14 protein-coding genes are annotated in these 13,790 nt (G+C 63.0%); 11 read left to right on the top strand and 3 right to left on the bottom strand.

The window, feature by feature from the left end; translation table 11 throughout:
• Positions 1-51: 51 nt before the first annotated feature.
• From ilvC to BWP39_RS10460, 3 genes are all read right to left on the bottom strand, one after another.
• On the bottom strand, positions 52-1,068 hold the full coding sequence (ilvC, locus tag BWP39_RS10450; RefSeq protein WP_096719832.1) for a ketol-acid reductoisomerase: 1,017 nt from the start codon (positions 1,066-1,068) through the stop codon (positions 52-54).
• A 132-nt stretch (positions 1,069-1,200) separates the two neighbouring features.
• Entirely contained in the window at positions 1,201-1,692 is a 492-nt protein-coding gene (ilvN, locus tag BWP39_RS10455; RefSeq protein ID WP_091018340.1) for an acetolactate synthase small subunit, read from the bottom strand.
• A 130-nt stretch (positions 1,693-1,822) separates the two neighbouring features.
• Positions 1,823-3,586 (bottom strand): acetolactate synthase 3 catalytic subunit, encoded by a 1,764-nt coding sequence (locus tag BWP39_RS10460; RefSeq protein ID WP_096719834.1) that lies wholly within the window; start codon positions 3,584-3,586, stop codon positions 1,823-1,825.
• Positions 3,587-4,043: 457 nt separating this feature from the next.
• On the opposite strand from BWP39_RS10460, the gene BWP39_RS10465 reads away from it, so the two are divergent.
• The 11 genes from BWP39_RS10465 (at position 4,044) to BWP39_RS10515 (ending at position 13,739) form a co-directional block, all read left to right on the top strand.
• Positions 4,044-4,607 (top strand): RNA polymerase sigma factor, encoded by a 564-nt coding sequence (locus tag BWP39_RS10465; RefSeq protein WP_091018345.1) that lies wholly within the window; start codon positions 4,044-4,046, stop codon positions 4,605-4,607.
• On the top strand, positions 4,604-5,026 hold the full coding sequence (locus BWP39_RS10470; RefSeq protein WP_096719836.1) for a DUF3619 family protein: 423 nt from the start codon (positions 4,604-4,606) through the stop codon (positions 5,024-5,026). The genes BWP39_RS10465 and BWP39_RS10470 overlap by 4 nt, the downstream gene beginning before the upstream one ends.
• Positions 5,027-5,042: 16 nt before the next feature.
• Entirely contained in the window at positions 5,043-5,789 is a 747-nt protein-coding gene (locus BWP39_RS10475; protein WP_096719839.1) for a DUF3106 domain-containing protein, read from the top strand.
• 22 nt (positions 5,790-5,811) lie between these two features.
• Positions 5,812-6,333 carry an RDD family protein gene (locus BWP39_RS10480; RefSeq protein WP_207556739.1) on the top strand — a complete coding sequence of 174 codons (522 nt, stop codon included), beginning with the start codon at positions 5,812-5,814 and terminating at the stop codon, positions 6,331-6,333.
• 178 nt (positions 6,334-6,511) lie between these two features.
• Entirely contained in the window at positions 6,512-7,453 is a 942-nt protein-coding gene (locus tag BWP39_RS10485) for a UDP-2,3-diacylglucosamine diphosphatase (RefSeq protein ID WP_096719843.1), read from the top strand.
• A gap of 53 nt (positions 7,454-7,506) precedes the next feature.
• Entirely contained in the window at positions 7,507-8,538 is a 1,032-nt protein-coding gene (locus BWP39_RS10490) for a glycosyltransferase family 4 protein (protein WP_091018354.1), read from the top strand.
• A 14-nt stretch (positions 8,539-8,552) separates the two neighbouring features.
• The gene (locus tag BWP39_RS10495; RefSeq protein WP_235851412.1) at positions 8,553-9,197 is read left to right on the top strand and encodes a diacylglycerol kinase; all 645 of its coding nucleotides are present in this window, start codon (positions 8,553-8,555) and stop codon (positions 9,195-9,197) included.
• Positions 9,198-9,420: 223 nt separating this feature from the next.
• Entirely contained in the window at positions 9,421-10,146 is a 726-nt protein-coding gene (locus BWP39_RS10500) for a TetR/AcrR family transcriptional regulator (RefSeq protein WP_096719845.1), read from the top strand.
• 3 nt (positions 10,147-10,149) lie between these two features.
• On the top strand, positions 10,150-10,734 hold the full coding sequence (locus tag BWP39_RS10505) for an LOG family protein (RefSeq protein ID WP_096719847.1): 585 nt from the start codon (positions 10,150-10,152) through the stop codon (positions 10,732-10,734).
• 83 nt (positions 10,735-10,817) lie between these two features.
• A complete protein-coding gene (locus tag BWP39_RS10510) occupies positions 10,818-11,564 on the top strand; it encodes an SDR family oxidoreductase (protein ID WP_096719849.1) in 747 nt (248 codons plus the stop codon).
• A gap of 270 nt (positions 11,565-11,834) precedes the next feature.
• A complete protein-coding gene (locus BWP39_RS10515) occupies positions 11,835-13,739 on the top strand; it encodes an ArnT family glycosyltransferase (RefSeq protein WP_235851413.1) in 1,905 nt (634 codons plus the stop codon).
• The last annotated feature ends 51 nt before the right edge of the window (positions 13,740-13,790 follow it).

A 13,790-nucleotide genomic window follows, 5' to 3' on the forward strand; every position in this document is an offset into this window, starting at 1 on the left:
CGAACCGGTACGCAAAACGTCTCGCGCACCGGCCCGGAACGACATGCAGCCTTAGTTCTTCGACTGGTCGACCAGCTTGTTCTTCGCGATCCACGGCATCATCGCGCGCAGCTTTGCACCGACCTGTTCGATCTGGTGCTCGGACGTCAGGCGACGGCGCGATTGCAGCGTCGGCGCACCGGCGCGGTTCTCGATGATGAAGCTCTTCGCGTACTCGCCGGTCTGGATGTCCTTCAGGACGTCCTTCATCACCTTCTTAGTTTCTTCGGTGATGATGCGCGGACCCGTCACGTATTCGCCGTATTCGGCGTTGTTCGAGATCGAGTAGTTCATGTTCGCGATGCCGCCTTCGTAGATCAGGTCGACGATCAGCTTCAGTTCGTGCAGGCACTCGAAGTACGCCATTTCCGGCGCATAGCCCGCTTCCACCAGCGTTTCGAAGCCAGCCTTGATCAGGTCGACGGTACCGCCGCACAGCACGGCCTGTTCGCCGAACAGATCGGTTTCGGTTTCTTCGCGGAAGTTGGTTTCGATGATGCCGGCACGGCCGCCACCGTTTGCCACGGCGTACGACAGCGCGATGTCGCGAGCCGCGCCCGACTTGTCCTGTGCCACCGCGATCAGGTGCGGCACGCCGCCACCTTGCGTGTACGTACCGCGCACCGTATGACCCGGCGCTTTCGGCGCGATCATGATGACGTCAAGGTCAGCACGCGGGATCACCTGGCCGTAGTGGACGTTAAAGCCGTGCGCGAACGCGAGGGCCGCGCCCTGCTTCGCGTTGGCGTGCACTTCCTTGCTGTACACGTCGGCGATCTGCTCGTCGGGCAGGAGCATCATCACGACGTCCGCGCCCTTCACTGCTTCTGCGACTTCCTTGACCGTGAGGCCGGCGTTCTCGGCCTTGCTCCACGAAGCACCGCCCTTACGCAGGCCGACCGTCACGTTGACGCCGCTGTCCTTCAGGTTCAGCGCGTGCGCGTGGCCTTGCGAGCCGTAACCGATGATCGTGACCTGCTTGCCTTTGATGAGGGAGAGGTCGGCGTCCTTGTCGTAGAAAACTTTCATGTCTGTTCCTTGGCGATATACAAAATCAGTGAAATTCGAATACTGCGGAATGCTGCGTTGGGTGCTGCACGGCCGGGGTTGCAGATACTGCGGATACTTCAGATACGCACCCCGGCCCCGATCGATACGACGTCACACCTTCAGGATGCGCTCGCCGCGCCCGATACCCGAGCCGCCGGTGCGGACAGTTTCGAGAATCGCAGTAGCGTCGAGTCCTTCGAGGAACGCGTCGAGCTTGTCGCTCGCGCCCGTCAGTTCGATCGTATAGGTCTTTTCGGTGACGTCGATGATGCGGCCGCGGAAAATATCCGCCATCCGCTTCATCTCCTCACGCTCCTTGCCGACCGCCCTTACCTTGATCAACATCAGCTCACGCTCGATGTGGGCGCCCTCAGTCAGGTCGACCACTTTCACCACCTCGATCAGGCGGTTCAGATGCTTCGTGATCTGTTCGATCACGTCGTCCGAGCCAATGGAAACGATGGTCATGCGCGACAGCGAATGGTCTTCGGTCGGGGCCACCGTCAAGGTTTCGATGTTGTAGCCGCGTGCGGAAAAAAGACCGACCACGCGCGACAGCGCGCCCGGTTCGTTTTCCAGCAGCACGGAAATAATGTGTCTCATAGTGCGTTCTCGCGAATGTTCCGATTAATCCAGAGTCGATGAGCAACCTGTTGCACACGCTCCGCGCCGCCTTCGTGTGAGCGCGTCTTTTATGAAGACGCGGACACGGGGCTTCGCGCGGCACGCCGCGTTACAGGTCTTCCGAACCGAGCAGCATCTCCGTGATGCCCTTGCCGGCCTGAACCATCGGCCAGACGTTTTCGGTTGGATCGGTCTGGAAATCGAGAAACACTGTGCGATCCTTCAGACGCAGCGCTTCCTTGAGCGCCGGCTCCACATCGGACGTCTTTTCGATGCGCATGCCGACGTGGCCGTACGCTTCGGCGAGCTTCACGAAATCGGGCAGCGCATCCATGTACGAATGAGAATAGCGCTTGCTGTATTCGATCTGCTGCCACTGGCGCACCATGCCCAGGTAGCGGTTGTTCAACGAAATGATCTTCACGGGCGTCTCGTACTGCTTGCAGGTCGAGAGCTCCTGAATGCACATCTGGATCGAGCCTTCGCCGGTGATACAGAGCACGTCGTCGTCAGGGTGCGCCATCTTCACGCCCATCGCCGCCGGCAGGCCGAAGCCCATCGTGCCGAGACCACCGGAGTTGATCCAGCGGCGCGGCTTGTTGAAGCGATAGAACTGCGCGGCCCACATCTGATGCTGGCCGACGTCGGAACACACGAACGCGTTGCCGTCAGTCAGCTCCCACGCCTTTTCCACCACGTACTGCGGCTTGATGATCTCGCTCTTGCGGTCGAACTTGAGGCAGTCTTTGGCACGCCAGGCTTCGATGTCCTTCCACCAGTCGGCGAGCGCCGCGGTGTCCGGTCCATGTTCGGCGACCTGCAACTGTTCGATCAGCTCCTTCAGCACTTCCTTCACGTCGCCGACGATCGGAATGTCGACCTTCACGCGCTTGGAAATCGACGAGGGATCGATATCGATGTGAATGATCTTGCGCGGCCGCGACGCGAAGTGCGCCGGATCGCCGATCACGCGGTCGTCGAAGCGCGCACCGATCGCGATCAGCACGTCGCAGTGCTGCATCGCCATGTTGGCTTCGTACGTACCGTGCATGCCGAGCATGCCGAGAAACTTCTTGTCCGACGCGCGATAGCCGCCAAGTCCCATCAGCGTATTCGTGACCGGGTAGCCGAGCAGATCGGCGAACTGGTTCAGCTCGCGCGATGCGTCGGCCAGGATAATCCCGCCGCCGGTATAGATATACGGACGCTTTGCCGTCAGCAGCAGTGCGACGGCCTTGCGGATCTGGCCGGAGTGGCCTTTGGTGACGGGGTTGTACGAGCGCAGCGAGACGGTCTTGAGCGGCTCATAGCGGCACGGCGTCTTCGACACATCCTTCGGAATGTCGATCAGCACGGGGCCGGGCCGGCCGGTACGTGCGATGAAGAACGCCTTCTTGACCGTTGCCGCGAGATCGCGCACGTCCTTCACGAGGAAGTTGTGCTTCACGCAGGGCCGCGTGATACCAACCGTATCGCACTCCTGGAACGCATCCTGACCGATCGCGGCCGTCGGCACCTGGCCGCTGATCACGACAATCGGAATCGAATCCATGTAGGCGGTGGCGATACCGGTCACCGCATTGGTAACACCGGGGCCGGAAGTCACGAGGCACACGCCGACCTTGCCGGTCGAGCGCGCATAGGCATCCGCCGCATGGACGGCACCCTGCTCGTGGCGCACGAGGATGTGCTGGAATTTGTCCTGCTTGTACAGCTCGTCGTAGATGTAGAGTACCGAGCCGCCGGGATAACCCCAGACGAATTCAACGCCTTCGTCGGCCAGTGCCTTCATGAGCACGGTGGCGCCGATGGATTCAGATTCGTGGGAGGGAGTGGTATCCGACGTGGAGAATTCCGCGCTGGGCATATTCATTGTTCACCTTTCGAATTTTCGGCAAAAAATTGATCGGGTGCTCTCTGCCGGGCTTGTGGCTCGGGTTCAAGCGGCGCGTCCAGTTGACAGGCGAGCTTCTTGGGCTACACCTCAATTGAGACAGTCACTTATATTGCGAACCAGCGACGATATCTGCTGCCCGTGTCGCGGTCAAGTCATTGTTGCCGTTTTTTGCGGCAGCGCGGCGTAAAGCGCGCGAAAGCCGGTAAGAAGCGCGCTCGGCGCGTGCTCTGGCGGACTGGACGACGTGTTACAGGTGGCCTCAGCGGAACCGCGTGATTTACCGTACGCTTTCGTTTTTCTTTCGTTACGCCCACCAACAGAGGCCGTTGGTGCGGTGTTCCAACCCGGCACCGCGAAAATTTGCTAGCATCCGCGGGTTTTACGACATTTTTCGAACGTTTACGCGCACGATCGCTGCGCTAATCCCCAACGGATGGCATCAGACAAGGAACTCGCCGACTTTCTGGCGGGCGTCGAAAGGCGCGCGTTCAAGCAAACGGTCTACGCCGTGCGGGACGACGACGCCGCGCTCGATATCGTGCAGGATGCGATGATCAAGCTCGCCGAAAAATACGCCGATCGCCCTGCCGCCGAGTTGCCGCTGCTGTTTCAGCGTATTCTCCAGAATGCGACGCATGACTATTTCCGTCGCCAGAAGGTGCGCAACACGTGGGTCAGTCTGTTTTCGTCGCTCGGCAGCGCCGACGATGACGAATTCGACCTCCTCGAAACGTTCGAATCCCAGGATGGTTCGGTTGGCGCCGAGAGCGGCGAGCAGAAAATCGAACGCGAACAGATCCTGCAGTTGATCGACGACGAGATCCAAAAGTTACCGGCACGTCAACGGGAGGCGTTTCTGATGCGTTACTGGGAGGATATGGATGTCGCCGAGACTGCCGCTGCAATGGGCTGCTCCGAAGGCAGTGTGAAAACACACTGCTCCCGGGCCACTCACACGCTGGCGCACGCGCTCAAGGCCAAAGGAATTACGCTATGAGCTCCGCTCTCGAAACCAAAGAACTCGAGTTTGCGCGGCAGGTGCGTCGTGCGCTTGACGAAAGCGCCGCCAGCATCTCGCCCGCCACTGTCGACCGACTCGCTCTCGCGCGTCGCACCGCACTCGCTCGCAGAAAACCGGAACCGATCGCCGCACCTGTGTTCGTGCCCGCTTTCGCCGGTGTCCCATCGGCAGGTCCCGTATCGGACCCGCAACGCCGGCCGTCGCGCCTGCGCCGCTTCGCGCTTGCGTGGCCGCTCGTCGCACTGGTGGTCGGCCTCGTGGCGATCGGCTACTGGGAAGACCAGCAACGCACCGCGGAACTCGCGGACATCGATGCAGCCATGCTGAGCGACGACCTGCCGCTCAACGCATATCTCGATCACGGTTTCAACGCGTATCTTTCGCGCGCGCGCTGAGCGGGAGACTCTACGGGTGAGTTACAAGCGCGGCCTCGCCGTTGTCTTCGGATGCGCAATCGCTGCCCTGGTGGCGTTCGCCGCCACCTTTCCGCGCTTCTACCCAAGCTCGCCGCCAGCGGCCTCGCGAGGCGTGCCGCCCGTGAAACCGGGCGCGCCATCACTATCCGTCGAACTCCCCCGTCTACCGAGCAACAACAACCCGCTCGCGTGGTCGCGCCTGAGCGATGCCGAACACCTCGCGCTCGCGCCGTTTGCGGGCCAGTGGGACACCTTCAGCGACGCGCGCCGCCGCAAGTGGCTGAAAATCGCGTCGCGCTATTCGAAGCTGTCGCCGGACGCGCAAAAGGAGCTGCATGACCGCATGGCGGAATGGGCCCGGATGACCCCGGAGCAGCGGCGCGTCGCCCGCGAAAATTACCAGGTCTCCAAAGAACTGCCGCGCGAAGCGCGCCAGAAGGCGTGGAAGGCTTACCAGCAATTACCGGAAGAACAGAAGGAGCGGCTCGCCGCCAGCGAGCATAAACGGCGGCCGAGCGTCGTCAGTGCGCCGCCCTCCGGCAAGAGCGAAGTCACGGATCTCGATCGTCTGATCAACGCGAAGCAACACGGTGCAAGCGGCGTGCTGCCGGCTAACGGCGCGTCGGGAGCCGGCGCGCTGCTACCGGGCGCTGCGGCCATCCCGAATGCGGGAAGTGCCGTGCCTGCAACGCCGATTCCGGTTTCTCCATCCGAGGCGCCGTCCATTTTCAACGGTTCCTGATCTGCTCCCCCCGCTCCCGCTCGTGACCGACTCTTCCACCGCTGTCTCCGCCTTGCCCGACACCCTCCTGATCGCGCCGACCGTGCGGCGCCGGCTCGCCACGATGGCCTATGAAGGTGTGATCCTGTTCGGCATCGTGTTTATCGCGGGCTACCTGTTCAGCACGCTGACGCAGCAGCGCAACGGCCTCACGCATCACAACCTGCTCGCTGCATGGATCGGGTTTGTCGTCGGCGCGTATTTCGTCTGGTTCTGGACCCACGGCGGCCAGACGCTACCGATGAAAACCTGGCGCCTGCGCGTCGTCGATGCAACAGGTGCGCAGCTGTCCGCATTGCGTGCGGTCATACGCTACGCACTCGCGTGGCTGTGGTTCCTGCCGCCGCTCGCGCTGCATCCGCTGCTCGGGCTCAAGCTGCCGCAAACCTTGATGATCGCCGGCGTGTGGTTCGTCGTCTGGGCGGCGAGCGGGCTGTTCGGCGCACAACGGCAATTCCTGCACGACCGGCTAGCCGGTACGCGGATCGTGACGGTGACGCGTTAGCCTGCTGTCGTTCGCGGTTCTCTCTCTGCGTTTCACGCGTCCGCGTCTTTCCCGACGCATCCACGCTTCGATGCACCGTCGCACAGGCGCGACAGCGTAATAAGAACTTCTCGTGACTGTCACGGCACAGTCACGCGTCAATGGCGCAATGCGGGTACTGCAACTCGACGCGTGAGCCATGGACTCCAAAACGTCCGCGACTTCCCTGTTCCGCCAGATTGGCCCGAGCGTCGACCCCGTCGCGTTCCGCCCAGACTCCTCTCCTGGCAGCGCCCTGCCGCTGCCGCTTCCGCCCGAGATACCCGCCGCGCATGAGGCGCATCACGACGAAGACGTCGAAGCCTCGCATCGCTACCGGACCATCTGGCTGTCCGACCTTCACCTCGGCACCAGCGGCTGCCAGGCACCCTATGTACTCGACTTCCTGCGCCACAACGAATCCGAGTACCTGTACCTCGTCGGCGACATCATCGACGGCTGGCAGCTGAAGAAAGGCTGGTACTGGCCGCAGGCGCACAACGACGTCGTGCAGAAGATCCTGCGCAAGGCGCGCAAGGGCACCCAGGTCGTCTACATTCCAGGCAATCACGACGAAGCCGCGCGGCAGTTCTGCGACCTCGCGTTCGGCGACATCCACGTGCGCGGCGAAGCGTTCCACACGACGCTCGCGGGCAAACGCCTGTGGATCGTGCACGGCGATCTGTTCGACGGCGTGATCCAGCATGCGAAGTGGCTCGCCTATCTCGGCGACACGCTGTACACGCTGATCCTCGTGCTGAACCGCTGGTTCAACCGCATCCGCAGCCGCTTCGGCTTCCAGTACTGGTCTCTGTCGCAGTACCTGAAGCATCAGGTGAAGAACGCGGTGAACTTCATCTCGTCATTCGAACGCGTGATGACCGACGAAGCACGTCGCCGCGGCTGCGACGGTGTGGTTTGCGGGCACATCCACAAGGCGGAGATCCGCGACATCGACGGGGTCCTGTACTGCAACGACGGCGACTGGGTGGAAAGCCTGTCCGCGCTCGTCGAGACGTTCGAAGGCGAACTCAAGGTGATCTACTGGACCGTGATGCGCTCGCCCGAAGCCAGCGTGCAAAAGGCCACCGCTACTGCGTGATTTTTCTGCGTGACTCCTCTTTACCCCGATTCACTTCGACTGGGCCAGAACCGATGAAGATCATGATCGTCACCGATGCGTGGGAACCGCAGGTCAACGGCGTCGTGCGTACGCTGAAGAACACCACGCGTGAACTCATCGCGCTCGGCCACCGCGTCGAACTGCTCACGCCGCTCGAATTCAAAACGATTCCGTGCCCGACGTATCCGGAGATCCTGCTGTCGCTGTTCCCGAAGCGCAAGCTGAGCCGGCGCATCGACGAGTTCGCGCCGGACGCGCTGCACATCGCGACCGAAGGACCGCTCGGGCTCGCCGCGCGCCGCTATGCACTCGCGCACAAGCTGCCCTTCACGACCGCGTATCACACGCGCTTTCCCGAGTACGTGCAGGCCCGCTTCGGCATTCCGCTCGCCGCGACGTATCGCTTCCTGCACTGGTTTCACAAGGCGTCGCTCGCCGTGATGGCACCGACGCCGGTCGTCAAGACCGACCTCGAAAAGTTCGGCTTCACCAACGTCGTGCTGTGGACCCGTGGCGTCGACCTCGAGATCTTTCATCAGATGGAGTCGAAGGTGCTCAACAGTGCACGGCCGATCTTTCTGTACGTCGGACGCGTTGCTGTCGAGAAGAATGTCGAAGCCTTCCTGAAGCTCGATCTGCCAGGTTCGAAGTGGGTCGCCGGCGAAGGGCCCGCGCTGGCCGAGCTGAAGTCGCGCTACCCGCAGGCGAACTATCTCGGTGTGTTGACCCAGGCGGAACTCGCGAAGGTGTATGCCGCCGCGGATGTGTTCGTGTTCCCGAGTCGCACCGATACGTTCGGGCTCGTGCTGCTCGAAGCGCTGGCGTGCGGCACGCCGGTCGCGGCCTACCCGGTGACGGGTCCGATCGACGTGCTCGGTACCGGCGGTGCGGGCGCGATGCACGAGGATCTGCGCGAAGCGTGCCTCGAAGCGTTGAAGATCGATCGCCAGCATGCGCGCGCATGGGCCGAGCGTTTCTCGTGGGCCGCTGCGTCGGCCCAGTTCGCCGCGCACCTGAAGCCGCTGCAGCGCGAATCGTTCGCCGAGAATAGCGCCGCCGCGTGAACAAGGCGCCCTCGATGCGAGCCAGAACTTCGCCGGCCCAACGTGACACGGGCGACATGCAAGCTGCCGAGCCGTTCGACGATGTGCGCGACGACGCGCCCAACGGTACGGCACCCGCCGAAGGGATGGCGCGACCGCATGTCGCGTCGATACACCGGGTCACGCGGCCGGACCCGAATCACGCGCAAGCGACGCCCGACTCCCACCACGCACACGACCCTCACGAACCCCTCGGCCCCGACGATCCGCTCGCACCGTTGCCGTTCAATCCGTATAAAGGCAACCGCGGCGTCACACGCGCCTGGCACGCGCTGAAAAATTCGCTGGCCGGCTTTCGGGTGGCGATTCGTGAGGAGAGCGCATTTCGCCAGGAGCTGACGCTCGCCGCGATCCTGCTGCCGTGCGGCGTGCTGGTGCCCGTCGAGCCGGTCGCGCGCGTGCTGCTACTCGGCTCGGTGCTGCTGGTGCTAATCGTCGAGTTGCTCAATTCGAGCGTCGAAGCGGCCATCGACCGCATCTCGCTCGAGCGCCACGAACTGTCGCGACGCGCGAAGGATTTCGGTAGCGCTGCGGTGACGGTCGCGCTGTGCATCTGCGTGATGACGTGGGCGCTGCTGGTCGGCCCGCTGGCGTGGCACTGGATTGCGAGCCTGGTGTGACATCTGCGCTGACCCTGCACGGGCCCCTGCGCTGACATGCGTTAAAGCACACCCGTGGGCTACGTTGTCGAAGGAAAACCCGGAATCGCGGACTGGAAAGAGAACGGTCGGTTTATAATCGTCCGATACTCTTACATACCAACCGTGTCCGGGTGGCTTTTGCAACAGCGGCAGCAACGGCTCGCCGCTACGTGCCAGCCCGGCGAAACCAGGGCCGGACGTCATGGAAGCCAAACCTCCCCGTCGCACCCGAGAACGGATTCTCGAACTGTCGTTGAAGCTTTTCAACGACATTGGCGAGCCCAACGTCACGACGACGACGATCGCCGAGGAAATGGAGATCAGTCCGGGCAACCTGTACTACCACTTCCGCAACAAAGACGACATCATCAACAGCATCTTCAGCCAGTTCGAGCAGGAGATCGAAAAGCGTCTGCGTTTTCCGGACAATCACCGCGCGACTATCGATGAAATGTGGTCGTATCTCCAGTACATGAGCGATTTCACATGGCGTTATCGCTTCCTGTATCGCGATCTGAACGACCTCCTCGCGCGCAACCGGACCCTCGAAACCCACTTCAAGCAGATCATCAGTCACAAGGTGCGCTTCGCGAGCCAGTTCTGCGAACAGCTCGTCACCGACGGCGAAATGATCGCGACACCCGAAGAGATTCAGGTGATCGCCACCAATATCGGCGTCATCGCCACCTACTGGCTGTCGTATCAGTTCGTGATGAATCCGCGCAAGTACAACGACCAGCAGGCGATCCGCAACGAACTCGACCAGGTGAGCGTGCAGGTGGTCTCGCTGATGGCGCCGTATCTGCGCGGCCGCTCGCGGCAGATCTTCGACGATCTGGTGTCGGGCAAACTGCCCAAGCGTGAGTTCTACGACTATCTGCCGCCCAAGGAAGGCGCGGCACCGCGTAACGAACCGAAGGATGTGTAGAACATGAAGTCAGTGTGTGTGTATTGCGGCTCATCGAGCGGCGCCCGCCCGCTGTATGTCGAGGCGGCCCGTGCGTTCGGCCGCGCGCTCGTCGAGCACGATCTCGCGCTCATCTATGGCGGCGGCAAGGTCGGCCTGATGGGGACAATCGCCGATACGGTGATGGAAGCAGGTGGCCGCGCGATCGGCATCATTCCCGAACTGCTGGTCAGCAAGGAAATCGGCCACCGGGGCCTGACCGAGTTGCACGTCGTGCCCGACATGCATCATCGCAAGAAGATGATGGCCGATCTCTCGGATGCGTTCGTCGCGATGCCGGGCGGTGTGGGCACGCTCGAAGAGCTGTTCGAGGCTTATACGTGGGCGCAGCTTGGCTATCACCAGAAGCCGGTCGCGGTGCTGAACATCGACGGCTTCTACGATCCGCTGATCGCGATGCTCGAGCACACGGTGCAGGAAGGCTTCATGCGGCAGACCTACCTCGATATGCTGCAGGTCGACAGCGACCCGACAGCGCTGATCGGCAAGCTGCAGCACCATCAGCCGATCGTGGCCGACAAGTGGGTTCAAACGCGTAACGCGGTATAAGCCGCGACGGCTGCGCACGGCACGGGGCGCTCGATGTGCCCCTCTCCGCTTCCTCTCCCTTTCCTTCTCCAGCGAGATCGCTCATGTCCAAGGTTGTTCTGATCACCGGTGCGAGCCGCGGTATCGGCCGTGCGACGGCACGCGCGCTCGGTGCGCTCGGATGGTCGGTCGGGGTCAACTATCGGCACGATGCCGACGCTGCGCGGGTCACGGTCGAGGAAGTCGAGCGCGCCGGTGGCCAGGCCGTGGCGATTGCCGGCGACGTGGCCGATGAAGCCGCCGTCATCGCGATGTTCGATGCAACCGAAAACGCCTTTGGCCGCATCAGCGCACTCGTCAACAATGCCGGCATCGTCGCCCCGTCGATGCCGCTAGCCGACATGGACGCGGCACGCCTGAAGCGCATGTTCGACGTCAATGTGTTTGGCGCCTATCTGTGCGCCCGCGAAGCCGCGCGTCGCATGTCGACCGATCGTGGCGGCGCGGGGGGTGCGATCGTCAATCTGTCGTCGGCGGCTGCGCGCCTTGGATCGCCGAACGAATATGTCGATTACGCGGGCTCCAAAGGCGCGATCGATACGCTGACGCTCGGCCTCGCGAAAGAACTCGGGCCGCGCGGCGTGCGAGTCAACGCGGTGCGCCCCGGTCTCATCGATACCGAGATTCACGCAAGCGGCGGCAAGCCCGAGCGCGCCGCGCAACTCGGCGCACAGACGCCGCTTGGACGGCCCGGCAGCGCAGACGAGGTCGCTGAAGCGATTGTCTGGCTGCTGACCGATGCGTCGTCCTACGTGAGCGGTACGCTGCTCGACGTCAGCGGCGGCCGCTGATTCATTCTCCTTTCCCTTCGTTTGCGGCGACCGTGTCTGCGGTTGCCCGCGCCTTGCTGTGTCGGCTACAGACCGACTCGCGTCTCTCAAAGGCCTAATAGGCCGCTGAAATTGCCAATTTCAATCCAATTATTACGATATTTGCAATTATCGGTAATGGCACGCACCTAAAATACGTATCTTTGCGCTAGCGCAGCGTCTTGCGCACACGCCAGCAACATCTGGGGACCGCAGCCGATGCCACTGCGCGCCCCGCCCCGAGATCTTTCGATGCCCGACAACCGATCCGGCGCAGGCAGACGCGCTGCCCGCCGCGCGCCGGAAAACCTACCGGCCGCCGCAAGTACCGCTAACGTTCGACTTGCTGCCCCCGTGTCATCGCTGCCAGCCGATGCTGGACCGTGGAGCCTGCAGCAGCTGCGCTCGCTCGCCGCATCGCGCCTGTTCGTGTGGGTTGCCGTACTCGCCATCGTTTGCGCCTGGCTGCTGCCGGGCACGCTCGGCCACGATCCGTGGAAGCAGGACGAGACCTACACGTTCGGCATCGTCCAGCACATGCTCGACACGGGCGACCTCGTGATCCCCACCAATGCGGGCCAACCGTTCGTCGAAAAGCCGCCGCTCTATGACTGGGTCGCCGCGGGCCTCGCGTGGATGTTCGGCCGCTATCTGCCGCTGCATGACGCCGCGCGTCTCGCTAGCGCGTTGTTTGCCGCACTGACGCTTGGCTGCACAGCGCGTCTTGCCAGGCGCGCGAGCGGCGCCGTGCACTGGCTCGACCTGCGCGTGATCGGCACCGTTGCGCTGTTCGCGAGTTCGCTCGTCGTCGTCAAACATTCGCACGACATGATGACCGACGTCGCGTTGATGGCGGGAGCCGCGCTGGGCTTCTGCGGGCTGTTCGAACTGGTGATGCTGCATCGACAGACATCGCCCGATGTGGAGCTTCAGCACGCGTCAGCGACTGCGCTGTCACGCAAACGCCGCATCGCCGCGCTGATGTTCGGCACCGGTGTCGGCATCGCGCTGATGACGAAAGGCCTCTTCGTCCCGCTGGTGTTCGGCGCAACGCTCTGCGCGATCGTGGCGCTGTGTCCCGGCTGCCGCAGCCGCCGCTTCGTCAGATCGCTTGCGCTCGCCGCACTCGCTTTCGCGCCGTTCGCACTGATCTGGCCGACGCTCTTCTATCTGCAGTCGGAGACGCTGTTCAGGGTCTGGCTGTGGGACAACAACATCGGGCGCTTCCTCGGCTTCTCGGTGCACCAGCTGGGCTCGGAAACCGACAGCCGCTGGTTCGTGCTGCGTACTGCGCTCACCGTCGGCTTCCCGGTCATTCCATTCGCACTCGTCGCGCTTACGCGGGGCGCATGGCGGCGTGTGCGCGAACCGCAGGTTGCGCTGCCGCTGCTGTTCGCAGGCATCGGTCTGCTTGTGCTGCAGATGTCGGCAACCGTACGCGAGCTGTATATCCTGCCGTTCATCGCACCGCTGGCGCTGCTCGCCGCCCAGGGCATCGAGCGCCTGCCGCAACGCGTGCACGATGTGTGGGATGGGGCGAGCCGCATCCTGTTCGGCGGCTTCGCGTTGCTCGTGTGGATCGTATGGTCGATCGTGACCGGGCCCGTCGATACCCACACCTCGCTAGCCTGGCTCGGTCGCTGGCTGCCGCTCGACTGGGTGCTGCCGATGCATCCGGGTCTGATCGCCGGCGCACTCGCATTGACGATCGGCTGGCTGTGGCTGTTGCCGTTCATCCGCCACGCGGGCAAGTGGCGCGGCGTATTCAGCTGGTGTCTGGGCGCGATCGTCGCGTGGGGACTCGTGAGCACACTGCTGCTGCCGTGGCTCGATGTCGCGAAGAGCTATCGCTCGGTGTTCGAAGACCTGCACGCGAAACTCGCAGTCGAGTGGCACGACGGCGACTGTATGGCGAGCGCCGGGCTCGGAGAATCGGAAGCACCGATGCTGTATTACTTCGCCGGCATCGAGCACGTGCCGGTTGCCGATACCAACGCTACCGGCTGCACCTGGCTCATCGTGGATAGCCCTCGTTCGGGCGCGCAGCCGCCGGTTGGCGACTGGCGACTGTTCTGGTCGGGTGCGCGCCCTAGCGACGCCGACGAGTTACTTCGCGTGTTCGTGCGCACACCGCGCGGCACTACAGCGGGCGGCTGATCGCAGACACGCCCGTGCACGCGCCACCGGCGAATCGCCACGCGTCTTCGT

This window comes from Paraburkholderia acidicola (assembly GCF_002362315.1).
Lineage (GTDB): Bacteria > Pseudomonadota > Gammaproteobacteria > Burkholderiales > Burkholderiaceae > Paraburkholderia > Paraburkholderia acidicola.

Excerpts from the sequence above, each read along its gene's own strand:
- ilvC (WP_096719832.1), bottom strand. The coding sequence starts at position 1,068 with ATGAAAGTTTTCTACGACAAGGACGCCGACCTCTCCCTCATCAAAGGC.
- ilvN (WP_091018340.1), bottom strand. The coding sequence starts at position 1,692 with ATGAGACACATTATTTCCGTGCTGCTGGAAAACGAACCGGGCGCGCTG.
- BWP39_RS10460 (WP_096719834.1), bottom strand. The coding sequence starts at position 3,586 with ATGAATATGCCCAGCGCGGAATTCTCCACGTCGGATACCACTCCCTCC.
- BWP39_RS10465 (WP_091018345.1), top strand. The coding sequence starts at position 4,044 with ATGGCATCAGACAAGGAACTCGCCGACTTTCTGGCGGGCGTCGAAAGG.
- BWP39_RS10470 (WP_096719836.1), top strand. The coding sequence starts at position 4,604 with ATGAGCTCCGCTCTCGAAACCAAAGAACTCGAGTTTGCGCGGCAGGTG.
- BWP39_RS10485 (WP_096719843.1), top strand. The coding sequence starts at position 6,512 with ATGGACTCCAAAACGTCCGCGACTTCCCTGTTCCGCCAGATTGGCCCG.
- BWP39_RS10490 (WP_091018354.1), top strand. The coding sequence starts at position 7,507 with ATGAAGATCATGATCGTCACCGATGCGTGGGAACCGCAGGTCAACGGC.
- BWP39_RS10495 (WP_235851412.1), top strand. The coding sequence starts at position 8,553 with ATGCGAGCCAGAACTTCGCCGGCCCAACGTGACACGGGCGACATGCAA.
- BWP39_RS10500 (WP_096719845.1), top strand. The coding sequence starts at position 9,421 with ATGGAAGCCAAACCTCCCCGTCGCACCCGAGAACGGATTCTCGAACTG.
- BWP39_RS10505 (WP_096719847.1), top strand. The coding sequence starts at position 10,150 with ATGAAGTCAGTGTGTGTGTATTGCGGCTCATCGAGCGGCGCCCGCCCG.
- BWP39_RS10510 (WP_096719849.1), top strand. The coding sequence starts at position 10,818 with ATGTCCAAGGTTGTTCTGATCACCGGTGCGAGCCGCGGTATCGGCCGT.
- BWP39_RS10515 (WP_235851413.1), top strand. The coding sequence starts at position 11,835 with ATGCCCGACAACCGATCCGGCGCAGGCAGACGCGCTGCCCGCCGCGCG.